The organism is Paenibacillus sp. Paensp38 (assembly GCF_059491915.1).
On record NZ_CP168516.1, the window covers coordinates 1,766,289 to 1,790,473 of the forward strand.

General features: G+C 46.9%; 22 protein-coding genes and 2 pseudogenes. 13 read left to right on the forward strand and 11 right to left on the reverse strand.

Going from position 1 to position 24,185, the window contains the following annotated elements; all coding sequences use genetic code 11:
* Positions 1-134: 134 nt before the first annotated feature.
* The 5 genes from ACEN8J_RS08110 to ACEN8J_RS08130 all read left to right on the forward strand — a co-directional run bounded on the left by ACEN8J_RS08110 (position 135) and on the right by ACEN8J_RS08130 (position 4,010).
* Positions 135-953 (forward strand): carbon-nitrogen family hydrolase, encoded by an 819-nt coding sequence (locus ACEN8J_RS08110; protein WP_165146859.1) that lies wholly within the window; start codon positions 135-137, stop codon positions 951-953.
* 22 nt (positions 954-975) lie between these two features.
* Positions 976-2,256 (forward strand): helix-turn-helix domain-containing protein, encoded by a 1,281-nt coding sequence (locus tag ACEN8J_RS08115; RefSeq protein ID WP_029517391.1) that lies wholly within the window; start codon positions 976-978, stop codon positions 2,254-2,256.
* Positions 2,257-2,492: 236 nt separating this feature from the next.
* The gene (locus ACEN8J_RS08120) at positions 2,493-2,912 is read left to right on the forward strand and encodes a hypothetical protein (protein WP_029517392.1); all 420 of its coding nucleotides are present in this window, start codon (positions 2,493-2,495) and stop codon (positions 2,910-2,912) included.
* 72 nt (positions 2,913-2,984) lie between these two features.
* Positions 2,985-3,788 carry a hypothetical protein gene (locus ACEN8J_RS08125; RefSeq protein ID WP_165146856.1) on the forward strand — a complete coding sequence of 268 codons (804 nt, stop codon included), beginning with the start codon at positions 2,985-2,987 and terminating at the stop codon, positions 3,786-3,788.
* Between the two features lie 81 nt (positions 3,789-3,869).
* The gene (locus ACEN8J_RS08130) at positions 3,870-4,010 is read left to right on the forward strand and encodes a hypothetical protein (protein WP_165082404.1); all 141 of its coding nucleotides are present in this window, start codon (positions 3,870-3,872) and stop codon (positions 4,008-4,010) included.
* A gap of 338 nt (positions 4,011-4,348) precedes the next feature.
* Here the strand turns inward: ACEN8J_RS08130 and ACEN8J_RS08135 are convergent, their stop codons facing one another.
* Entirely contained in the window at positions 4,349-5,266 is a 918-nt protein-coding gene (locus ACEN8J_RS08135; protein WP_029517394.1) for a LysR family transcriptional regulator, read from the reverse strand.
* Positions 5,267-5,504: 238 nt separating this feature from the next.
* Between ACEN8J_RS08135 and ACEN8J_RS08140 the strand changes: the two genes are divergently transcribed.
* From ACEN8J_RS08140 to hydG, 3 genes are all read left to right on the forward strand, one after another.
* Entirely contained in the window at positions 5,505-7,121 is a 1,617-nt protein-coding gene (locus tag ACEN8J_RS08140; protein ID WP_165146853.1) for an alkaline phosphatase, read from the forward strand.
* A 256-nt stretch (positions 7,122-7,377) separates the two neighbouring features.
* Positions 7,378-8,418 (forward strand): [FeFe] hydrogenase H-cluster radical SAM maturase HydE, encoded by a 1,041-nt coding sequence (gene hydE / locus ACEN8J_RS08145; RefSeq protein WP_274385934.1) that lies wholly within the window; start codon positions 7,378-7,380, stop codon positions 8,416-8,418.
* Between the two features lie 61 nt (positions 8,419-8,479).
* Positions 8,480-9,892, forward strand: a complete 1,413-nt coding sequence (gene hydG, locus ACEN8J_RS08150; protein WP_013310651.1) for a [FeFe] hydrogenase H-cluster radical SAM maturase HydG — start codon at positions 8,480-8,482, stop codon at positions 9,890-9,892.
* Between the two features lie 144 nt (positions 9,893-10,036).
* On the opposite strand, the gene hydF is transcribed toward hydG, so the two are convergent.
* The 8 genes from hydF to ACEN8J_RS08190 all read right to left on the reverse strand — a co-directional run bounded on the left by hydF (position 10,037) and on the right by ACEN8J_RS08190 (position 19,510).
* A complete protein-coding gene (gene hydF / locus ACEN8J_RS08155) occupies positions 10,037-11,290 on the reverse strand; it encodes a [FeFe] hydrogenase H-cluster maturation GTPase HydF (RefSeq protein ID WP_340932459.1) in 1,254 nt (417 codons plus the stop codon).
* A complete protein-coding gene (locus ACEN8J_RS08160) occupies positions 11,277-12,725 on the reverse strand; it encodes an aspartate ammonia-lyase (protein WP_081317575.1) in 1,449 nt (482 codons plus the stop codon). The genes hydF and ACEN8J_RS08160 overlap by 14 nt, the downstream gene beginning before the upstream one ends.
* Positions 12,722-13,312, reverse strand: coding sequence for a 4Fe-4S dicluster domain-containing protein (locus ACEN8J_RS08165; protein ID WP_013310648.1), 591 nt, complete (start codon positions 13,310-13,312; stop codon positions 12,722-12,724). Before ACEN8J_RS08165 ends, ACEN8J_RS08160 begins: the two co-directional genes overlap by 4 nt.
* Before the next feature lie 63 nt (positions 13,313-13,375).
* Positions 13,376-14,881: a [FeFe] hydrogenase, group A gene (locus tag ACEN8J_RS08170; RefSeq protein WP_238437745.1), complete on the reverse strand. Its 1,506-nt coding sequence runs from the start codon at positions 14,879-14,881 to the stop codon at positions 13,376-13,378.
* Between the two features lie 32 nt (positions 14,882-14,913).
* Complete coding sequence (locus tag ACEN8J_RS08175) at positions 14,914-15,564, reverse strand: 4Fe-4S dicluster domain-containing protein (protein ID WP_029517399.1); 651 nt, start codon at positions 15,562-15,564, stop codon at positions 14,914-14,916.
* Positions 15,561-17,723: a formate dehydrogenase subunit alpha gene (gene fdhF / locus ACEN8J_RS08180; protein WP_029517400.1), complete on the reverse strand. Its 2,163-nt coding sequence runs from the start codon at positions 17,721-17,723 to the stop codon at positions 15,561-15,563. The genes ACEN8J_RS08175 and fdhF overlap by 4 nt, the downstream gene beginning before the upstream one ends.
* 128 nt (positions 17,724-17,851) lie before the next feature.
* Entirely contained in the window at positions 17,852-18,217 is a 366-nt protein-coding gene (locus ACEN8J_RS08185; protein WP_013310644.1) for a hypothetical protein, read from the reverse strand.
* An 867-nt stretch (positions 18,218-19,084) separates the two neighbouring features.
* Positions 19,085-19,510 carry a MaoC family dehydratase gene (locus tag ACEN8J_RS08190; protein WP_029517401.1) on the reverse strand — a complete coding sequence of 142 codons (426 nt, stop codon included), beginning with the start codon at positions 19,508-19,510 and terminating at the stop codon, positions 19,085-19,087.
* Positions 19,511-19,747: 237 nt separating this feature from the next.
* Here ACEN8J_RS08190 and ACEN8J_RS08195 point away from each other — a divergent pair, with 237 nt between their 5' ends.
* From ACEN8J_RS08195 to ACEN8J_RS08215, 5 genes and pseudogenes are all read left to right on the forward strand, one after another.
* Positions 19,748-19,969 carry a hypothetical protein gene (locus ACEN8J_RS08195; protein ID WP_165146841.1) on the forward strand — a complete coding sequence of 74 codons (222 nt, stop codon included), beginning with the start codon at positions 19,748-19,750 and terminating at the stop codon, positions 19,967-19,969.
* 72 nt (positions 19,970-20,041) lie between these two features.
* The gene (locus ACEN8J_RS08200; protein ID WP_238794824.1) at positions 20,042-20,443 is read left to right on the forward strand and encodes a phage holin family protein; all 402 of its coding nucleotides are present in this window, start codon (positions 20,042-20,044) and stop codon (positions 20,441-20,443) included.
* Positions 20,421-21,372: pseudogene (locus tag ACEN8J_RS08205) on the forward strand (GH25 family lysozyme). Before ACEN8J_RS08200 ends, ACEN8J_RS08205 begins: the two are co-directional and overlap by 23 nt.
* 120 nt (positions 21,373-21,492) lie before the next feature.
* Positions 21,493-21,639 (forward strand): annotated as a pseudogene (locus ACEN8J_RS08210) (phage holin, LLH family); the annotation flags it as partial.
* A gap of 86 nt (positions 21,640-21,725) precedes the next feature.
* Complete coding sequence (locus tag ACEN8J_RS08215) at positions 21,726-21,929, forward strand: hypothetical protein (RefSeq protein ID WP_495594572.1); 204 nt, start codon at positions 21,726-21,728, stop codon at positions 21,927-21,929.
* A 104-nt stretch (positions 21,930-22,033) separates the two neighbouring features.
* Here the strand turns inward: ACEN8J_RS08215 and ACEN8J_RS08220 are convergent, their stop codons facing one another.
* Positions 22,034-23,125 (reverse strand): hypothetical protein, encoded by a 1,092-nt coding sequence (locus ACEN8J_RS08220; RefSeq protein ID WP_340932447.1) that lies wholly within the window; start codon positions 23,123-23,125, stop codon positions 22,034-22,036.
* Between the two features lie 103 nt (positions 23,126-23,228).
* A complete protein-coding gene (locus tag ACEN8J_RS08225) occupies positions 23,229-24,044 on the reverse strand; it encodes a hypothetical protein (RefSeq protein ID WP_238437744.1) in 816 nt (271 codons plus the stop codon).
* Positions 24,045-24,185 lie beyond the last annotated feature (141 nt).

The following is a 24,185-nucleotide window of genomic DNA, read 5'->3' on the forward strand; positions in this document are numbered from 1 at the left end:
CACGATTTTACCGAGCTGTATAGGGGGAATTAAGCTTGCATGGTTGCGTAATCCAGACTGATCGGGCTATGATGGGAGAAAATACCGGACAATGGGTCACGAGAAGCTCCGGCACACAAGGAGGATGAAGGATTTTGACGTATCAGGAAGCTCAGCCGTTCAGTGTTGCACTCATACAAGCTCACATAGAGATAGGAAATCCCCCGGAAAACCGCAGTCATATCCGAGCTTTAATGGAACAAGCGATGAAAGCCGAACTGAAGCCGGATCTGATTGTCCTGCCAGAAATGTGGAACACAGGCTATGCCTTGGAGCGCATTCATGAGCTGGCGGACGAAGAAGGGACGGAGACTCGGGCATGGATAGCAGCATTTGCCGCCACCCATCAAGTGAATGTAGTAGCAGGGTCAATCGCAGAGAAAAAAAGCGACGGTCATGTGTATAATACGATGCTCGTTTTTGACCGAACAGGCAGAGAGGTTGCTTCGTATTCCAAAATTCATCTATTCCGACTTATGGATGAAGAAAAATATTTGCAGCCTGGCGAAGAAAAGGTTTTATTCGCACTGGATGATGGGATTCAGGCAGGTGCGTCGATCTGCTATGATATCCGGTTTCCTGAACTAGCCCGCAGTTTGGCCCTGTCGGGCGCAAATTTGTTGATCGTACCCGCAGAATGGCCTCATCCTCGGCTGCATCACTGGCGCACCTTGCTGACCGCACGTGCTATAGAAAATCAAATGTATGTCATTGCTTGTAACCGGGTAGGTCGCAGCGGAGATACTGATTTCTTCGGGCATTCGCTTATTATTGATCCATGGGGAGAAATCATTGCTGAGGGCGGAGAGCAGGAGGAGATTCTCACAGGAACGATTGAGTCTGCCTTGGTGCAGGACGTGCGTGGTCGTATTCCGGTGTTTGAAGATCGGCGTCCCTCACTGTATGACCGATAATCAGTGTAGAAAGGAATACTCCATGCTTAAGGAACGCATTGAATTTTTGTGTAAAAAGAAAAACCTGTCCCGTAAAGAGCTGGTAGACGGGCTGGTGACACCTGCACATTTTGCGAATATACTGGCCGACCGTTACCCGTTAGCAGAGGATCTGGCTGAGCAAATTGCTGGGCGTTTAGGTGTAAACCCATCGTACCTCTTACGTGCAGCGGCAGAGGATGAGGAAACGCTGGCTACAGCGGATAAGATTTTTACAGAGCTGTCCAAGCTGGCTAATCCTGCCACGGAAGGCTATGTGGATCAGCTGGAGGATCGCAACGATTCACTGGTAGTGGAAATGACGACTTATTTGATGAAGGCCGTTTATTACCAGCAATTAAATGACCCAACGGCCTATGAATATTTACATCAAACCTATTTGAATTTTTATTTGGAGAAGTTTGGTCGTTCGGATGAGGTGGAGCTGCCCGCACCGCTAAAAAAAGCAATTTTATTTTATAAAATCCAGTATCTCCGCTCTAAAAATCATTATTATGATGTGCTGAATAACGTTACGCAGTTAATCCGATTGGTGGAAGAGGGGACGGAAAACTGGCTCAATGCGCAAAACATTATGATGGAGGCCTGCATTCAGGTTAAGCAATTTGATCAGGCGAAGCAGGTATTCGAGCAGACGATGCGAAGGGTGTATGATGATCGGCTTTTTCACCGTTTGACGGGCCTGTATGTAGCTTACAGCGGATATTGTTTTGCCATGGGTTCTGTACAGGAAGCACTGTTAACGCTGTCTATGGCTGAGGCCAATCTAGTCTATTTGGAAAATGCGGCAGATATGCTCACGACCATCCTGAACAACCGGATTATTATGCTGACATCGATTGGAGAGCTGGACAAGGCATTGGAGGAAGTAGGGCGTTTTGAAGCGCTGGTGAGTCGGGAGCGGGAGGAAATGCAGCAGATGATGCTGCCCGTTACGCTGATATATCGTTGTGAGATTGCGTTTGTGCGGAAAAATTGGGGCCTTCTCTCACAGCATTTGGATCAGCTTCGCCAAACCAATCTGACAACAGATCAGCAAATGGGGCTTGATTTTTATGAAAGCCAGCTTGCGCTTGCTCAGGGAAATCAGGACGCCTTTTGGATGCATGCCTTGCAATGCTTGCCTTATTTTGAAGCTCTTCAGCATCCAGCGCGGCTTGAACAGTTATATGAAACGCTGGCTGTGGTGTCCGAGGACAGTCGTCGTTATAAAGAATCATCTGCGTATTATCGTAAACTGGTCTATCTTTTAAGAAAAAAATAGTCAGAAATCATTCGCTTTTCACAAAACTATCGGATAGATTGTTCGAAAGAATACTCGGAAGTGTGCAAAATTTTGTGCGAACCGTGCCAAAGTTCAAAAATAAACCGACAAAATACAGGTTGAAGCTCCTGTTTTTCCGGTTTTTTTGTATGTGCCAAAACGTATTGTGATGTCAGGAACCGTCTTCTATACTGAATTCATAAGGTACGACAATACAAAATACGAGGTGCAATCACATGATGAACTTTTTCGGTAAAAAGAAAAAACAGCAGGATGCGATAGAACAAGCAGACCAACTGATGAATAAAGGCCTGTCAGGCTTATTTATGAAAGGTCTAGTACCCAAAGAGCATCGGGAACAGATCAACCAAAGCCTAAATTCGGCAAGACAAGCTCAAACAGCGGCTAACGGTGGTTTGGCGATGGCAGCGACTGCGGTTATTATTTCGGTAACAGATACCGGGAAGCTCGTGAATTTTGATCCGATCGTAGTGCTAGTGCTAGATGTGACAGAAATTAACGGCAATCGATACCAAAAAACGTTGGAAACGCTCGTATCCAAGCTGCAAATCCCGCGGCCTGGAGATACGGTGGGTCTGGGAAGCAACCCGAAAAATCCATCAGAGCTGATCTATATGGGTCTGGTGACAGCGTAAAATGAATGAGGTGTTTCACCCTATCTTGCTGACATATATTTTAAACAGATGATTGAAAAGGGGTTTTGAAGAATGAAAGGATTTTTGAGTATGATCGGGGTACTTCTAGTGTTTGGTGTAGGCTTCTCACCATTCTTGGCTAACTACTTATGGAATGATCCATTTTTGATTATGGATGCTCCGTGGTATCGGCCGTTAATTTATACAGGCTTTGCGCTTATATTTCTACCTGGTATTATAGGTGCGTTTTTCGGAGGGGGTAAAGTCAAGAAGGGTGCTCCTGGGGTAGGGATCATTACTAGTGTTCAGCAAACAGGGACTTATGTAAACAATCAGCCGCAGGTAAAACTTGGGTTGACCGTAACCAAACAGGGAGAAGACAAATATGATACTGCTTTGACGACGATTATTCCTTTAACTTCCATGGCTCAATTTCAGCCAGGCTCGATCATTCCACTCGTAATATCGGAGAAAGACAAAAAGAAAGTAGGACTTGACCTGAAAGGGCAGGTGTCGCAGATGGATTTGCAAGCGTTAATGAATGAGCAAATGGTCAAGCAGGGCGTATCGCCCGAGCTGATGGAAATTGCCAAAACCGGTGAGCAGGCATATGCAAAGGTGCTGGATGTTACACCCATGGGTGAAGCGGGATCCGATAAAATTAAGCTTCAATTTACGCTGAGTGTAACGAAAAGCAACGGCGATACCTTTAATGTAACCACGCAAAAGGATGTTTTTTCTTCCCAACTATCCAAGCTGCAGCAAGGAAGCATTATAGAGGTCATTTATTCACCTCAAGATCCTTCGAAATTGGTCTTTAAAACACAAGTGAGTGAAGCCGAGGTACAGCAAGCATTTGGTTCTTCTCGATCATAAAAAAGTTTTTTATGATACCTGTTTCAGATACAGCCTATAGGTGTATTATAATAGTATCCCGACACCAGGAGGTTGATAACGATGGATAATCAAAGTAGATCCGAACTGGCGAATAGGGATGGCCTGTCACGGCCGAGAGGCTTAAATAGACAGGTTGTCGGAAACAACTATGAAATGGGCTATGATCAGGACAAAAGTCCACCACATCTAGGGAGACCCTGATCACAACAAGGCGAGGACAGACACTTTGGGATCACACAGCACATTGGAACTGAGGTAGGACATTCTTGGATACCAAGACTAGAGACCTTAAGGAAAGAAGTGATGCGGGATGGATAAAGTGGAGTTTCCGAGCAAGCGTAGAGTAATCAGGCGAGGCTGACATGAATTTCAAATGAACATGAAATGTGGTTCGTTGAAGACAGATGGAAGCAACATCGCAACAGTGTAATCGAACCCGTGATCTAATTGCAGTATTGAAAGTATAGGGGCGAAGCCCCAGGACCGTCTTCCTCTCTGGCTTGGGCTGGGGAGGAAGACGGTCCTTTTCACGTTCGAGGCTACTTTTGAGAAAGTTGCTCGACCGTTTCTCGGAAGGTATCAATAAAAGCTTCGGCAGCTTTAGACAAATAACGTCCGTTCCGGTAAGCAATGGCCAGGGTACGGCTGGGAGTAGGTTCGGCGAGTGGCAGCAATGCTGGAACAAACTCGCTACTGGCGGCCCGTGCGATAAAACGTGGGACGAGTGTCACGCCCATACCTGTCGCTACGAGCGATTGAAGGGTCTCCATATTAGTGCTTTCAAACACCACATTGGGTTCAAAGCCTGCTTGATGACATAGATCCATCGTCAGCTTGCGAAAGCCTTGCCCTTTTTTCAGGACGACAAAAGGCTCGTCTTTCAGTTCTTCCATATGCACTGGCAGCGGCTGGGTACCATTTTTACGCAGGGCTAGGGGATGACCCGGAGGAACAGCGAGATCAATCCATTCTTCACCGATGGGTACATAAGAAAGTGTAGGTTCTACTAAGGGAAGAGAGAGCAGGCTGAGATCTGTATCGCCACTTGCCGTTTTTTTCTCCAGATTCATGGATGAATCTTCGACTAACACGATTTCAATGTCTGGATGAGCCCTCTTGAATACAGGCAGCACATGCGGCAGCAAATGGGAGCCTGTGATAGGCATACTGCCAACGACGACCTTCCCTTTTCGCAGCTGAGAAATATCGTCCATTTCCTGCCGGAGCTGCTCGACTGCATCAACTATTTTTTTTGCCTTTTCTACAAAGCTTGCTCCTGCATGTGTTAATTCCACCGTGCTGGTGTTGCGTTGAAATAAAAGTACCCCAAGTTCTTTTTCAAGTTTGGACAATTGTTGGCTCAAAGAAGGCTGAGCAATATGCAGTTTTTCTGCTGCGCGTGAGAAGTTTTTTTCCGCTGCAATTTGCAGGGTGTACTGAAGCTGTCTGAATTCCATCGAATTTCATGCTCCTTATCTTATAAACTTTTCCTATTACATCATAGACTGATTATACAATAATAAAATTAAATGCCCAGTCCTGACGAATCTCATGTGTCACAAGTATTATATAGATGAAGCGTTTTGTCACAAATATCGTCTTTTAATATAGATAATGAATTCCTTTAACATTCTCCTGATAAAACATAATTAATCTTAGTTCTGGTTGTACAAAAAAGATCTGGGAGGAAAATGAATGCTAAAATGTTGGGGGCTACATACGAAAAAATCGGTGGCTGCACTCGTAGCGACGATGATGCTAGCAGTAAGCGGTGGGACGGCGATGGCAGTCGAAAAGGACACGTCGATTAAAAACGTAATTATTTTGATTCCAGACGGTATGGCTAATGACGCCACTGCACTGGCTAGATGGTACAAAGGATCCTCCTTAACGTTAGACAGCATGGCAAGCGGCATGGTGCGTACGCATTCTGCGGATGCTCCAATTGCCGATTCTGCTCCAGCGGGTACTGCTTTTGCCACAGGACATAAATCTCATACTGGGTATGTAGGTGTCCTTCCTGATGAAGCGACAATGCCTGGACAACAACCCATTGCAGGGGGTGACGCCAAAAAACCTGTAGCTTCCATTCTTGAGGCTTCCAAGCTGGCAGGAAAATCGACCGGAATTATTGCGACTTCCGAGATTATGCATGCGACACCAGCTGATTTTACCGCACATTATCCTGATCGTAAAAATTATGATGCACTCAGCATGCAGCAAGCCTACAACGGGGTTGACGTAGTGTTAGGTGGAGGCGGCAAGTTTTTGGAGGCAGCAGGGCGTAAAGATGGCCAAGATTTGGTAGCCCAAATTAAAGACCAGGGTTATGACTTTGTCACGACACCTGAAGGGTTGAAAAAATCGACCTCCAGCAAGCTCTGGGGCAGCTTTTCTCCCGAAGCCCTTGCGTATAACCTGGATCGCGATGCATCCAAGGAACCTAGTCTGGCGGAAATGACATCGAAAGCCATTGATGTGTTGTCCAAAAACGATAAAGGCTTCTTCTTAATGGTAGAAGGCAGTAAAGTGGATTGGGCCGCCCATGCAAATGATCCAACCGGAATTATTAGTGACGTGCTTTCATTTGACGATGCGGTGAAAGTGGCTGTGGATTACGCCAAACAAAACCAAAATACTGTCGTCGTAGCAGTGACAGACCACGGAAACGGTGGATTGACGATTGGTAGCAGCGATACAACTAGCAATTATGACAAAACGCCTTTAGCTGCTTTTATAGACCCGCTGAAAAAAGCGAAGCTGACGGGTGAAGGCTTGGAAGCCAAGCTGAATGCAGATCGCAGCAATATTAAAGAGGTGCTTTCCACGTATTTTGGCATCACCGATTTGACAGACGAAGAAGTGAAAACCATTAAAGATGCCAAAGAAGGCAGCATGAACTATGCTGTCGGACCGATCATTAGCAAACGTGCGAATATTGGCTGGACTACAGGCGGACATACAGGAGGCGATGTCGTGTTGTACACGTACGCGCCGAACGGAGACCGTCCATCCGGTGTAATCGACAATACGGATGTAAATAAGTATATGACACGTGTACTTGGACTGGACTTGGATACAGTCAGCAAGCAGCTTTTTGTTCCTGCAAAAGCCGCTTTTGAAGCTAAAGGAGCCAAGTTTACTGCGGATACGAAAGTCATTACAGTGACCAAAGGCAGTAACAAGCTGGAGCTTCCGGTATACAAAAATATTGCTATGCTGAATGGTAAAAATACCACGCTCAACGGTGTAGTTGTATTTAACGGTGTTGATTATTTTGTACCCCAGCAGGCAATTGATTTGATTCAGTAATATGCAGAATCATCGACAAGGGCTGTTTCTTCCATTAGAGGAAGAGACAGCTTTTTTGTGTGTTGAGCTAAATGTGTATTTTTTGAGGCGGAAGTTGAAGAAGGTTTTTATAAAATGGGATTTTTTGTGAAACTAGTCACGTTACATCTTCTTCGATATTGCTAGAATAATACATGTACGGTACAAGCCGCTGATGATGCGAAGTCCGGATGGACGAGGGAAGAAGGGATGAGTCACGGACGAATTATTACTGCGTCTGGCTGACGGCAAGGAATGGACGCATACGGAAATGATGGAGTTGCTGACACGTTTGGATGATGAGCCGACGCTACGGGCTCAACTGAGGCACCTGGCAGCTCGCACCAAATTGGAGCGCTATGGCAAAGGTGTTTTTTTACGGGGATTAATTGAATTCTCCAGTATATGTCGTCAGGACTGCATGTACTGTGGGCTGCGTGCTTCGAATAAACAGGCAGATCGTTACCGTTTGCAGCCGGAAGAAATTCTGGCCTGTTGTGCGGAGGGCTATGAACTCGGCTATCGGACCTTTGTGCTGCAAAGTGGGGAAGATTACTGGTTTACAGCAGCCCGGCTGACGAAATTGATTCGAGAAATTAAAAGCCGTTTCGCGGATGTGGCAGTCACACTGTCCATCGGTGAACGAGATGATGAAACTTATGAGCAATTATACGAGGCGGGCGCGGACCGTTTTTTGCTGCGGCATGAGACAGCTTCCCCCCGTTTGTACGCCAAGCTGCATCCGACGATGACGATGGAAAGCAGGCGCAGCCGTCTACTGGCTTTGCAACGAATCGGCTTTCAGATCGGGGCCGGATGTATGGTGGGGTTACCAGGACAAACAAATAGTGAATTAGCAGACGATTTGGTCTATCTGCATAGCCTGTCACCAGATATGATCGGGATTGGTCCTTTTTTACCGCATAGCAACACGCCGCTTCGGGATGCCAGTCAGGGGAGCATGGAAAAAGCTCTCGATATTATTTCGTTATCCCGACTGGTTGTTCCAGATGCACTTATTCCGGCGTCCACGGCAATGGGAACGATTCATCCCCAAGGCAGGGAGAAGGCGCTTCAGGCAGGGGCAAATGTGGTGATGCCCAATTTGTCGCCACTGGCGGTGAGGCCTAAGTATGCGATTTATGAGAATAAAATATGTTTGGGAGATGAGTCTGCCCAATGTCGTCATTGCCTGGAACTGCGGATTCGTGGAGCGGGATTTGAAGTCGATATGGGGCGCGGTGATAGTTTGAGGGTGCAACGACAACTTATGAGATAGGAAACTTTGTGAGGCTATGACGGAAACATTGCAGTAACCATAAATAAGGAGATGGGTATACGTGAGTGGAGTACGGGAGAAAGTATCGGCGGATTTTATTAATGAAGCAGAGATTATGGCAGCAGTGGAGCAGGGGAAACAAGAGGCAACAGATCGACACCGTATTTTAGAAATTTTAGAAAAGGGGAGAGCCTGCCGGGGACTGAGTGCGAGTGAAGCGGCGGCTCTTTTACATGTGGATGATCCTGAATTATTGGAAGAGATGTTCAAATCTTCGAGGGCAGTCAAAGAGCAAATTTATGGCAACCGGATTGTGTTGTTCGCCCCTTTATATGTAAGCAACCACTGCGTGAATAACTGCGAATATTGTGGTTATAAACATACCAATGACAGCTTTACTCGTAGCCGTCTGACACCGGAGGAATTGGTGGAGGAGGTTAGAGTGCTTCAAGAACTGGGACACAAGCGACTCGTGCTGGAAGCGGGAGAAGACCCAGTTCATTGTCCCATTGACTATATCGTCGATTGTCTGCGCCAGATCTATGAGGTCAAGGTGGATAACGGCAGCATTCGGCGGATCAATGTGAATATTGCATCCACAACCGAAGAGGACTATCGGAAGCTGGCAGAGGTGGGCATTGGAACGTATATTTTATTTCAGGAAACGTATCATCGTGAAAGCTATCGTAAATTCCACCTGCAGGGACCAAAGCGGGACTTTGATTGGCACACTACGGCAATGGACAGAGCCATGCGTGCGGGTATAGATGATGTGGGGATCGGTGTGTTGTACGGTCTGTATGATTTTCGCTATGAGACCGTAGCGATGCTGAAACATGCCGAGCACTTGGAAGAAGCCTTTGGCTGTGGCCCTCATACGGTTTCAGTTCCACGATTGCGTCCGGCTGAAAATGTAGATCTGGAGCGATATCCGTACCTGGTCAACGATGAGGATTTTATGAAAATTGTATCCGTTCTTCGACTGGCTGTCCCTTATGCTGGAATGATCCTGTCCACGCGCGAGGAGCCGGAATATAGGGACCGCGTCATTGGTCTAGGCGTGTCGCAGATTAGTGCAGGTTCAGCTACAGGCGTAGGGGCATATGCAAAACAGGAAACTGATGATAAGCCTCAATTTGAGGTGGGGGATCATCGCTCACCATCGGAAATTATTAAAAGTCTGTGCCGTGGCGGATATATGCCGAGCTACTGCACAGCTTGCTACCGTGAGGGGCGAACTGGAGATCGTTTCATGGAGCTTGCCAAATCAGGACAAATTCATAATGTATGCCAGCCGAATTCGCTGCTGACCTTCCAAGAATATCTGCTGGATTATGGGGATGAGGAGGCACGTGAACTGGGAGCTGCCGCTCTGCGAGAAAATCTGGAGCGTATACCACGTGAATCGACGCGCCGTTTGACGCTTGACAGACTTGAACGACTGGAAGCAGGCGAACGCGATTTGTATTTTTAGCAATTTATATTATTCGTAGTATCATTTCACGCTATGAAATCTCATGATTTATAATGAACTTGAAAATAAAAAGCAGTCGCGTTGAAATCAGCGCGACTGCTTTTGTGTGTCTGGAAAAAAATATGAATACCGAGATGAGGACTTTTAGGAATAACTGCCGGCCTCTACAGCTTGCTCCCATGCCAGCATAGCAGATGGGAAGCATTCAATAGCACGGGGAAAGACCCCCTGTACATAAGCGATGAAAACACCATAGTTCACAATCGGCACGCCGGCAGCTTTCGTTTCCGACATTCGATGAAGCATCGTACGCCGATTGAGCATGCATGCACCGCAATGAATAACCAGTGCATATTCGCTCAGATCATCAGGGAAGCTGGAGCCGGATGCATGCTCAATGATGAGTCGTTTGCCTATCGTTTGGCGGAGCCAGCGTGGAATTTTCACTCGACCAATATCGTCAGATTGGCATTGGTGAGTGCAGGCTTCGGCAATAAGTACACGGTCTCCATCCTTGAGGCGATCAATGGCTCTTGCACCTCGTACCAGTTCGTCCAGATCGCCTTTATGACGGGCAAACAGGATAGAAAAAGAGGTGAGAGGCACATCTTTGGGCGTGTCAGCCGCTACTTTCATAAAAACCTGTGAATCGGTAATGACCAAGCGAGGCTTGCGTCCCAATCTCTCCAGTGTCAATCGTAGTTCATGTTCTTTGGTCACTACGGCGATGGCATCACTCTCTAGTGTATCGCGGATTGTTTGCTGTTGTGGCAGGATCAATCGGCCTTTTGGTGCAGCTTTGTCGATGGGAACGACCAGCACAACAACATCGCCGGGTGACAACAGGTCACCGACGATACGGAAACGATCCTCGTTTTGGGGGAGTGTATTCGTGATAGCCTTTTTCAGTTCCGTGTCTCCCCGGAGCAAAGATGCACTGAAAGGAATCAAGGTGAGATCCAGTTCAGTTGCCAGTTTTGTAGCCGTTTTATCTGATTCTGTAAGGGTATCTATCTTATTCAATACCCCAATAACAGGAATTTTTTTGATGCTGAGCTTTTCAAGTAGCTCATACTCGAATGGTCCGACTCCAACGGTAGCATCGATGACCAGCAGGGCCAAGTCTGTACTATTAAGTATTTCGAGCGTTTTGTTGCGGCGCAGCTCTCCGATCTCACCCTCATCGTCCAGTCCGGCGGTATCTACCAAAACAATGGGACCCGCAGGGAGCAGCTCCATCGGTTTGAAAACGGGGTCCGTGGTCGTTCCTCCTACAGGAGATACCACAGCGGCGGGCTGACCGGTCAGGGTGTTCAGAATGCTAGATTTGCCTGCGTTGCGGCGACCGAGCAGGACGATATGTGGTCGGTTGCTGCGAGGGGTATCATTCATTCCCATGGTGAGTTCCTTCTTCCTGCCCCGGAATTCCGGGCTTGGTTACTGTATAGGGATGGCACAATTGGTCAATCCGCGAACGGGTCAGTAGGCCGCGATCTTCTGCAATATCCTCTGGTGCGCGACCTTGCGCAATAGCTGCAGATGCAATGGAGGCAGCTTCATCATAGCCAAGCTCCGCGACCAGCGCGGAAGCCATCACGGCTGAGTTACGCAGATTTGTAGTACAGCGTTCCTCACGCACGATCAGGCCACGCACACATCGTTCTTCGAATAGTCGAACCGCGCTGTTCAGAATATGTAGCGATTCCAGCAACGATTCGGCAATCAGCGGCAGGAATGCGTTTAGCTCCAACTGACCCGAGGCAGCGGCCATAGTGATAGCCGCATCTTCGGCTATCACACGCATGGCTGTTAGTCCTGCCATTTCAGCTATTACCGGATTGACCTTGCCAGGCATAATAGAGGATCCGGCCTGAACTGGAGGCAGAGTGTATTCGCCAATACCACCGAAAGGACCAGAGGCCAGTAGGCGAAAATCGCCAGATATTTTGTACAGATTCACGGCGGCTGCTTTGAGTAGACCGGACACCTCCACAAAGACATCCATATTTTGAATCGGATCCATCGGGTGGTCGCTGCGACTCAGTCCAAAGCCGGTCTCATCCGCCAGTTTTTCGACCATACGATAGCTGTAAGCGCGGGGCGCATTCATACCTGTGCCAATCGCCGTGCCTCCAATAGGGATTTCCCGCAGCCGCTCTTCGGCCTTATAGAGACGCCAGCGGTCGCGCGCTATAGCCTTTGCATAGGCACCAAAGCCCTGCCCGGCCATCATGGGCAGGGCATCTATTAGCTGAGTGCGGCCTAGCTTGAGTAGGTCGGCATATTCTGTTTCTTTGTGCTGTAAAGCATCCTGTAACGAAGACATTGTGTCACATAAAGGCCGAAGCAGCCGTATCGCTGCAATTCGTAGCGCTGTGGGATAGACATCATTCGTAGACTGACAGCAGTTCACATCATCCAGCGGATGTACAATTTCATACTGCCCTGGTCTGCCTCCTAGCTGTACGATGGCCAAATTAGCAATGACCTCATTTACATTCATATGGGTACTGGTGCCTGCGCCGCCTTGCATAGCATCCACGGTAAACATATGTTGGTGTCTCCCGGCGAGTATTTCATCACAAGCATATACAATGGCAGAGGCCCGTTGGACAGGAAGCCGTTTCTGCTCTCCATTCACTTGAGCGGCTACTTTTTTTACCAACACAAGAGCGTGGATCAGGTTTGGGTTCACAGGCCTGCCACTGACCGCAAAATTGTTCATCGCGCGTGCGGTGTGAATACCGTAAAAGGCGTCTGCGGGAATTTCCATCTCTCCTAACGCATCCCGCTCGGTTCGCGTATTTGTAGGTAGAGGGAAACCTTCAGTCATAGACCTGTTGCCGGAATGCGTGTCATATGCAGCAGCTGACGTGCACTTGCAGCGCGTTTTTCCTCAACCCGAGCATGAACCAGATCTGGCTCGACCAGCTTGAGGGCTTGTGTTGGACATTTACCAATGCAGGCCGGGCCGCCGTCCACACCTTCGCACAAATCACATTTGCTGGCAATCATGCGTTCTTTGGGTTGCAAACGGCCTGACATATTGGTGTACAGTCCGTCTTGAACGACAGGCTGCCCGTTTCGATACTCGGGTACCATGGTAATCGCGCCGTAAGGGCAGGCGATCATGCAGGTTTTACAGCCAATGCAGCTTTCACTGTTAATGAGAATGCAGCCATCTGCGTTCGTAATGGAGCCGTTCGGACAAGCGTTAGCGCATGGGGCATCCTCACAGTGACGACACTGAACGGGTGCAGTGACTCCAAATGATTTAATAACCTTCAGACGAGGGTGAAAATGAAACTCATCATCTGGTGAGATAAAAGGGTTCTCCGCTGAATGTGCGATGACACATGCGATTTCACAGGTACGACATCCGATACACTGGTCGGGATCAGCTAAAACAAAACGGTTCATACAATTCGACTCCTCTCTAACTAACGACAAATATAATGTATACAGCATAAAAAACTTAACGTATTAATGAATGGAGTAATCCGTATCCCCTTTGATAGAAATAGTGCTACTGCGGCTTTGCTTGCCGGGCCCCCGTTGTTGGAAGGTCGTGTGCAGAAGATGATGCGACACATGACCCAGCGGCTCACCTAGAAATTCATCATAAAGTTTAATGATGTGAGGGTTCTCATGCGATTTTCGTACCTGGCGTGCAGCATCATGTCCATAGATGGAGGATTTACGTGCCCGATAAGCTTCAATTCGTTGCTTTTCTAACATGATCTTGGGTTGTCCCCCTCCACTGATACATCCGGCAGGGCAGCCCATCACCTCAATAAAATGATAATCACATTCGCCCGCCTGGACACGATCCAATAGCTGATAGGCATGCTGTAGCCCGGCGACGACCGCTACCTTGAGCTGTAGCTTGCCTACCTGAACCTCAGCTACTCGAATGCCTTCCTCACCACGTACAAAATCGAGTTGGAGCTTCGGCAGTTTTTCATTCGTCAGCAGCTCGTAACCTGTACGGATGGCAGCTTCCATGACTCCTCCAGTGACTCCAAAAATGGAGCCTGCACCGGAATATTGCCCTAACGGTGAATCGAATTCTTCATCAGGCAGGTTTGCAAAATCAATTCCGCTCTGCTTGATCCAGTATGCAAGTTCACGCGTGGTCAGTACCTCATCCACATCACGGTAACCGTCTGATTCCATTTCAGGACGATCGCACTCAAATTGTTTACAGGTGCATGGCATGATGGCCACGCTGTATATATTCGCAGGCTCCACCTCGTCCAGTTGTGCGCCATAAGACTTGATAAGCGCTCCTAACATTTGCATCGGAGATTTGCAGCTGGATAGATGGTCTAGCAGATCGGGATATTCAATCTCGGCAAATCGGACCCATGCTGGACAGCAGGATGTGAACATAGGCAAAGGACCGCCTTCGGTCACGCGACGAATCAATTCCGTGCCTTCCTCCATGATGGTCACGTCAGCTCCAAAGTTGGTGTCATATACCCGGTCGAAACCAAGGCGGCGCAAAGCAGCAGCCATTTTCCCAGGCGTCAAGGTGCCGAATGGCATTCCGAATTCCTCCGCGAGTGAAACACGAATGGCCGGAGCACATTGGACGATCCGAAACTGTCCAGGTTTGGTCATCATATCGCTTACCTTATTCAAGTTGTAGCTATAATAGGCAGCGAATAGCGGCTCTCTGATGTCGGCAGGCATATCGCGTTCTTGTATACGCTCCAGCCGTCTAGCGGCGCTTTCCTGTGGAGATGAACCTGCCCAGTCAGATGCGTATACGCTGCATATTTGTACACATTGACCGCAAATAACACATCGGTCTGCATTAATGGTTTGCGGTTCTCCAGGCAGTCCCTCTATGGCATCTACTGGACAAACCTCAGCACAGCGTCTGCATCCCGTGCAGAGCTTCGGGTCAATATGAATGACAGGGTCTGTGCAATCAGTCGTCTTCATACAAGGAGGTGAAGAGATCTTGTCTATAGTGGTTGACATGTTTTTCTACCTTTCTGCGGCTGATTTTGACCTTACAGGCGTGGGAAAAAGACTTCCCGCCGAGGCTCTGGAGGCGAGTCGGATATACCTTTGGCCAGCCGTAGGACATGATTCGGGCAGGCATCTACACATGCAGGCTGTCCGTTCTCTGTTTCCGCACACAGATCGCATTTGCTTGCCGCGGTGCGGGGAAGGGCCACTCGATTTGCCCGGTGAGTCAGGCCGGACTGCGTCACAAGGTGTCCGGCCCGGTAGACCGGAGACACCTCAATTGCCCCGAAGGGGCAGGCCAAAACACAGGAAGTACAGCCGATACATCGATCCTCATCTATCATGACGACTCCGTCCTCCTGACGAATGGCCTGCACCGGACAGGCATGTGCGCAGGGGGCATTTTCGCAATGCCGGCATTGCACCGGCACATACGTATCCCCTGTACGAACAACATACACCTTGGGTACGACAGGAACGCTGACGGTTCCGACCGAAGCTCCTATACCGTTAGCCTGACTGTGAACGGCGAAGCACGCCAGTTCACAGGCTTTGCAGCCGATGCACTGCCCGGCGTCTGCGACTACAAAAGAAGAAGCAACAGCGCTTGTTCTACCGGCTGCTCCCATTCTACTCATCGAAGCTGACCGGGTATCAGTCGGACGGTGCATCATATTCCCTGTGCCGCTCATCTTGTCACCTTATCAGCCAAAACAGCTTCCTGGACGTTCATCTGTTTGCGAATCTGTTGGTACGATTCATGTACATCACGTTCGGCCTGAGCTTGGTCGGCTATTCGTTCCAGGCGGATGGCACAGTATTTTAATTCCGGGGTTTTGGATACCGGATCGAGAAAATCAGCGGTCAGCTCGTTGCATGCTCCAACCCACCAGTGATAGGTCATGTAGGTCGCACCTTGTTGCACACGGTCACTGATTTGTGCCCGAGCCATGATGCGTCCCCGGCGGGAGGATATGGCAACAATTTCACCATCCAGAATATTCAGATCTGCTCCGTCTTCCGGGCTAATCTGAATAAAGCCAGGCTCATCAGACAATTGGCGCAGCGCACGGCAATTGCCAGTCATGGTACGAACGGAGTAGTGGCCTACCTCACGGACTGTAGACAAGACAAGCGGGTATTTTGCATCCGGTTGTTCTTGTGGCGGACGCCATTCGCAGGCGAATAATCTGCCTTTGCCACTAGGTGTCGAAAATTGATTTCCTTTATACAAATACGGTGTACCTGGATGATCCTCAGTAGGGCAGGGCCATTGCACGCCGCCTTGCTGCTCCATTTTTTGGTAGCTGGCACCGGAGAATAATGGGCAGAGGCTACGCATTTCATCCCAAATTTCCTCTGTGTTTGCATAGGACATAGGGTAGCCCATGGCGGTAGCAACCTCGCTAATAATAGCCCAGTCTGGCTTTACATCACCCTGTGGCTCGACGGCCTTTCGGATGCGCTGAAAGCCCCGATCTGCCGAAGAATATACACCGTCATGCTCGCCCCAAGCAGTAGAAGGGAGGATGACATCGGCATGCAGCGCTGTTTTGTTCATGAAAATATCCTGGACCACGACAAATTCCAATTGGTCTAGGGCTTCACGCAACTCGGCGGCGTTCGGATCACTTTGTACAGGGTCTTCGCCGAAAATGTAATAAGCTTTCAGCTTGTTCTCCTTCAGGATGAGGTGTGGTACCTCCGTAAGTGGATATCCTTTTTTACGCGGCAGCTCAACACCCCATGCTTTTTCAAACTTTTTGCGAACCGTGGTGTCTGTTACATCCTGATAGCCAGGATACACATTCGGTAAAGCACCCATGTCACAGGAACCCTGTACATTGTTTTGTCCCCGTACTGGTCCGATACCCACATTCGGCTTGCCCAGATTTCCGGTCAACAGTGCAAGGGAAGCGAGCCCCTTTACTACGTCAACGGCCTGTGAAAATTGGCATACGCCCATTCCGTACAAAATGGTAGCGGTAGGGGCCTTTGCATATTCCCTCATAGCCGCCCGGATATCGGCCGCCTTGACCCCCGTAATGCCTTCCGCATATTCGGGAGTATATTTTTTAATGCTGTCTACATATTCGGCAAAGCCTTCTGTGTTTGCTTCCACATATCGTTTGTCGTACAGTCCTTCATGCACAAGTACATGACCAAAAGCGTTCACCAAAGCCATGTTCGAACCGCCCTTTAAGGGTAGCCACATATTCGAGATACGAGCTGTTTCGGTCATGCGCGGATCGCATACAATAATTTTGGCGCCTCTTTGCTTGGCAGCTACAATGCGTCTTGCGACGATCGGATGTGTTTCGGGTGCATTATATCCAAATACGAAAATGAGATCAGAGTGTTCAATTTCAGGAATAGAGTTGGACATAGCTCCATCTCCGAGCGAGTAAGTCAAACCTGCCACAGAAGGGCCATGGCATACACGAGCGCAATGGTCAATATTGTTCGTGCCAATGACCGCCCGCATGAACTTTTGCATGACATAATTGGCCTCATTTCCCGGACCACGTGCGGAGCCCGTTCCCATAATGGAGTCGGGTCCGTATTTTTCCTTAATTGCTGACAGCCGTTCGGCAGTATATTGAATGGCTTCCTTCCACTCCACTTCCTCCATAACTCCATTTTTGCGAATCATGGGCTTGCGCAAGCGTGCAGTCAGAATTTGCGGGTCATTCAGAAAATCCCATCCGTAGTGTCCTTTTAGACACAACGTTCCTTCATTCGTACGACCACCAGCCGGCTCTGCGCCAATTACCTGTCCTTTTTCCACCAGCAAATGAAGCTGACAACCGCTCCCGCAGTAGGGACATACGGTCAATACCTTGTCTGCCATAAGTGCAGCACCTCTTTTATATGAAATAGATGAAACTCGAAACATAAAAAAAGCCAATACAAAAATGCCGCTTTACGCTGCATCCTGTACTGGCTTATCCGCGAGCGAGGAGACAAGGCTCCTTCCCGCTAATCCAACCGGTGTATGTGTTGTAGTTCTAGAGTAATGATAATGTGTCCGTCTCCATGGACGGAGGGGCAGACCTCCCAAGTATAAGTGAAGGGACTGCCGAGTGTTTTTTCGGCTTCGTTCATAAACTCCTTTTCCAGATAGGGACGAAGGACGTCCCAATATTCTCTGACCTTGTCCTCAGCCCCTTCATGAACGAGGATTTCGGACAGATTAGACAATGTACCTCGAATTTCTACCGTAATCCGGAGCGGCGAATCCAGTGAAACCTTGACGTTGTCCGGTCCTTTTCCCCGGTAGTGTTTGACAATACATACGGCCAACTTCCTGATGCGCTCACGGTATTCCAATTCGGTATTCAACATCTGGACACTCCGCTTCGAATCAAAATAAAGGCGTACTTGCCGCGCATGCCAGACAGCCTGTGTAACTAGTTTAGAACAAGACGTAACCGTCCCGACCAAAGTGGTCTGCCCAGCACGGCGTATCACTCTTCTATGGTAGAACAGGTTGGCCCGGAAAGATGTGAAATTCATTACACTGAACCAAAATTTTACATGGATTAGCCCCCTCTTGAAGCAGCTTTACCTCTATGGTTTGTATGATGCTTCTCGTTCTATCGCATTGCTTGTACAGTTCTAATACAAAAGCAGTAGATGAATTTATTATTATTACATTGAACGAAAATGCTAGTCGAACACCAGAAAATATAAATATGTTATCCAAAATAGGTGATATCGTACGTGATTCTGCAACTACCATGATATGTGTGGGATTGGAAGTGGTATTCGTGAACATCATCTTCAGGTTATGCGAATTCCGGAAGATTAGTTGCTAAGAGGAATACTGGGTACGCTAAATCATCAATCCAACGCTAATTTGTCTGTACACAAACCAACAGATCCTAAGCAGATCGCCCAAGTCATTGTCTGTTACAAACACCCGACGAACAGCGTTGGTTTTCAAGTCGAGACCCATAATAAAGTGGCAGCAAAGCAATTTATCGCACTGTACAATCGCTTTCATCATGGGGTAAAGTGCGGGTTCAAGATGTAGAATCTATGCGAAATTCAGTTGTAGAAGGGCAACTTAAAGGTCGCCAAATGAAGAAATTACTGCAACGTGTGGCTGAACATAAAGCCGCAAGTCAAGCCATGTATAAATAAAGAGAAGAGGTCCGTGCTAGAATGCATGGGCCTCTTCAAACCTTTAATAATTGATTTTATAAAACTTTACTGTTTAACCAGAACGGATAAATCGCCTTCAAAAACTTGCTCCTCTTTGTGGTTGAAAGTCGACAGCATTACAGTAACGAGTCCTGTTCCATTCCTCATCTCTTTTACTCCAATCACTTCAACGATGGTGTACAATTCGTCGCCTGGATATACTGGCTTAATAAATTTAATATTATTCATAGCAGTTCCAGCAATAACCTCATCACCGTAACTCCCTGTTTCAACCCAAAGCTTAAAAGAAACAGCTAATGTTTGAATTCCTGAAGCGATAATTCCATTAAACCTGCCTTTTAATGCTTTCTCTTCATCTAAATGCATATATTGCGGGTCAAACTCCCTTGCAAATCTGGTAATATCCTCTTGAGTTAATTTCAAAGACTTGGTTTTAAATACTTGTCCGATATAAAATTCATGAAACCGCATTATTACACCTCTTGATTAAATTATTTGCTTATTTATAGAGTAGCATAATATCACCAATCAAGTTAAACTGTCCGTTAGCTTAATGACGTATTGTCCGTCTACAAATTTATATTCACTGAACAATATTTCCCTTTAAAACTCGTAGCGGTATAGCAGCAAATTAATTTAAGATACAAGTATGAAAAGCCTCTGATAATTCAGGGGCTTATTTTGCGTCTTGAGGAGGTGACGAAATACATGGCAAAGATAAAATCCACATTGGATATACAACTGGATCTAACCAGATCGGTTCAAGAATTGACTGAGGTTATTTCTGCTGTAATTGCTTCACAGCCAGCACGCCGGAAAGAAATTCTTATAGGTTTGGATATTGCGGTAGGAAATGCATTAGCAGAGATACAGGCCCAAGAGGAAAAGAATCAAAAAGCAAATGATGATAGCTCAGGAAAAGTTTCCTGAACGGAGAGACGGGGGAAGAAGGTTGGATAAGTGGGAGTTTTTAAGTTCTGTACTGCTTTAGGAAGCAGCGCTGTGACGTATTTTTATGGTGGGTGGTCGGGAGTATTGGGGGTGTTACTTGCTCTGGTCATTATTGATTATGTGACCGGATTATTTGCCGCTGCCGTAGAAGGTAAGAAGGGTACCGGACCAGGTTTAAAAAGCAAGATTGGTCTTATCGGTATAGCTCGAAAGGTATTTATTTTTGCAATGGTAGCAGTATCCCATCTAATTGATGGAGTCTTAGGCGATTCGCACCTATTCCGAGATGCGGTCGCCTATTTTTATATGGAAAATGAGCTACGGTCCATTTTGGAGAATGGTGGCAGACTCGGCGTTCCTATCCCGCCTGTGATCCGACAGGCCGTAGAAGTTTTAAAAAGTAAAAGTGGTAAGGAAGGAGAGAAAGAGGATGCAACGACGAAACAGCCGTAATGCCCAAGGAATAGACGTATCCCGTTATCAAGGAAAGATTGATTGGAAGGCGGTTAAACCGACGGTATTTCATTTGCCTACATTAAAGCAAGTCAGGGGCAAGTTATGTTGACCCAACATTCATTACAAATGCAAAAAAGCCAAGAAAGCAGGCGTGTTGTTGGGGGCCTATCATTTTTTAGATGCCACCAGTGTTGACACAGAGAAAGCGGATGCACGGCATTTTGCTGATGTGTAGGATCAGGTTGGAGGTGCCAAAGCGCTGGAGCTTCCTGCGGTGATGGACTACGAAAACAATCCTGGCAAGCTCTCCAAACACTTATTAGTGCTGTAGCATTAGCCTTTCTTTTGGAATTGGAGCGCCTGACAGGACGAAAGCCAATCATTTACACGGGTAGTGCCTTTGCCGCCAATTTTAACGCCTCATTGGGCGGTTACCCATTATGGATAGCCCGGTATAGTGACACTCGCGTCCCAAGCGACACAGTGACATGGAAACGTTGGGATATTTGGCAATACAGCGACAGCGGCAAGGTAGCTGGGATAAAAGGGAACGTGGACATGAATGAGTTTGACGGTACAGCGGACGAGCTGTGTAAGCGATTCGGCGCTGTTGTCCCTGCACAAGAGACAGAATCCGTTACACCCGGCATATTCCGCGTCAATGGCAAAGAAGCGGGGAGAGCACTTCTACATGGCTCCAGAACTTATGTACCGTTGCGGTCTTTGGCAGATGTATTGGGCTTTTCTTATCACTGGGACAACACCCGTAAGGAAGCGTATTTAAACAGAGCCAAGCTGCAAACTGTCCAACTTGTAGAGGATACGGCTTATGTGCAACTCAAGCCAATTGCAGAAGCTTACGGGCAGTAGTGTCCTGGGATTCAAAAAATAAAATCGCATCGTTGAAAACGAAAGGGGAAAAGTAATCATGCAATCAATTATCGAAACTGTGCAACCTTACGTAAATACCATCTCCACAGCCGCTGTGGGTGTGCTTACAGCGTTTGTTTTAGGAGGTCTGAACAAAACTCAAAACTAAGGTTAACGTGTGGCTAGAAGCGCGTACTACGGCGGCACAGAGGGAAATAATCCATAAAATTGCTGGGGAGGGCTTTGCTTTTGCTCAAACAGCATTTAAAGAAGCTGGAGGAGAACGTAAGCTTCAGGAGGCTTTGCAGTATGCTTCACTTACTCTTTCCAGTCAAGGTATCGTAGTATCCCAAGTAGAGTTAAAATCCGCGATTGAGAAGGCATATCTGGAGATAAGGCCAAAACAAAAGTGGCACTCGCTACTGACGTACAGACAAACGAGGAGGCAACACGGGCAGCAGCTAAGGAAGCTGTATCGGGGCTTGCTGCAAAGCTTAATGATTTCTTGGCTCGTGCTACAGCAGAGGTATCATCCGGTCAGGTTCAGACAGCAACTGAGTCTATTCAAGAACCAACAGAATCAGTACAAGCGCCTGCTACGGAGCAAGACTAATACGGCTATAGTTACAAAGTAAACACTAAACAGATAAGGAAAGCCCGAAAGATAGCGTAAACTTGCTTCTTTCCGGCTTTTTGGCATGTTGCTAATCAGAGCAATTACTTGTTCAGCAGCATGAAGTTATTGATGAAACCCTCTTCTTGTATAAAGATGGGGGTTTGAATTTTCGATGTGAAATCATAATAATATACGCCGCGCCCTTCCTCCTCATTTTTCTCAGAGGCGCTACCCAAATAGTAGACACCCTTGCCGTCGGGGGACATATAGACAAATTGGCGGGATAAAATAGGCAACTTGATTTTGGTGCGTTTACCTGTTGCAATATCAATCAGACTATACTCTGGATTGCCACCATTAATGAATCGAGTGGTTATGAGGAGCAGCTTATCATTACTGCTGGACATCGATGATATTTCTTGATTTTTTAGTGTAATAACAGAACGCTCTTGCTTAGTGACGCTATTGATTTCTGTAACCTTGTTATCCGGTGGGATCATAATGGTCTGTGTTCGGTTTGAGATTTCTCTTTGTTCATCTTGCTCCTTAGCTGAATAATGTGAACTGTAAATTGCTTTTTTGGCTGGATTATAGGTTATAGACCAAGTTTGTTCTTCATGGTTTTTATCTTGGTTTTCATCATGCATAAATTTCATGGCGTGCGTTGTTTTATTGTAGAAAATAGTTTTAAGTATACGTTCTCCTTTTTTGACCGCAACCAGAACGAGTGGGCCATCTGGAGTAGTTGGTACGATACGATTGATGGCAAACAAATTATCGGTAAGCTGTTCGTTTTTTTTGGTATTCAAGTCATACGAAAATAACTGGTCTCCCTTATCACCAACACCGGCAGAGTAATAAATTTTGTGATCAGGCAAGGACACCACAGAAAGCGGGTACTGGGAGGTATAGGGGACGTCGGCCAGCTTGGTCACTTTCTTACTACTCAAGTCGTACGTCATTACACGCATAACCATGCCTTGATCTGCATTTTTCCCATTTACATATTCTGTATAAGTCATGGATAGATATTGGCCCTGACCGGCTAGAGCTGTCTTTTCCCCTGATTGGGTTTTTATGGGTACAGCAGATTCTGCGGGTGGAGCAGTAGAGGGGGAGCAGGATGACAATAAAGCTGGCACGAGCAGGAAAAGTATAAAGAACTTAAAGGATTTGTAGTGGCGTGTTCTCAAAACGAGACATCCTTTCTGAAATAAGTGATGAATCAAACTGAATATGATAACGAAAAGGGAAAGGATAGGACGCGAGATCCTATCCTTTTTCGGTGCAAAGATATTAAAAATCATAGGAATATCTTGCTGAAAATGAGACGTACGAATGCCATTCTAAACCTAGATCCTCTACACCCGTTTTCCAAATATCAATGACTGCATCTGGAAGACTCCCATTATCAGCTTTATAAAAATTAGCTACGATATCATTATCATAATTTCTTACCCGAATTTTTGTCCCAAACTCGGGATTATCAATGGCTCCTTTTGTTGCACAGTCACCTCTTTGAAGTCTATTGGAATTTTCTCCATACGTGTCTGTGAAGTTTGTTCCTCTCCCTGTGCCTCGAACATAGCCATCAGATGTTCCGCTAATTTTAATTTCATTATCATGATTTCCATATGTATATGCCCCAGGTGGTTTGCGTGTACCGCGTGGTAATGCTTGAAGCGAAACATTATTAGTAGTAATCGCATTTTCTTTTTGATCAGGCAAGATAATATCTTTGATGTAACCTTCGCCGTCATAAATAACTTTTAAACCAGGCTGAGGGTCAGGGTTATCAATATGATATACCGGCAGTGATTTGGTTGCTTCATCGATTTCTTTATCCTGTTGTTTTTCTTTTTCTAGCTCAGCCTGTTGTTCAGCAGTAAGTGGGGCAATAGCAGCTTTAGATTTTTGCTGTTCAGGTACTGGAGTTCCTTTTTCCAATACAACCATGTTATTGTTCTCATCATATTGGATGATGGTACCCGCTAACATGCGGTCAGGGATTTTATCTCCTTTTTCGGCATGAGAGATTGCCGGGCTGACGACTCCCAAAGAAATGAGTAGCGTTGCAGCCAGAAAAGCTTGTGGAAGAAATTTTACTTTCATACAAAGTACCTCCTTGAAAAATTTGTAAATACAAAGCCAGCGTAAAGGAATCTACTAATATTGTAAACCTTTTTATGGCATATATGAATATATTTAATATTTTTTAAGATGGGTATAGGCTGCGGAGAGTGTTCTTTACGT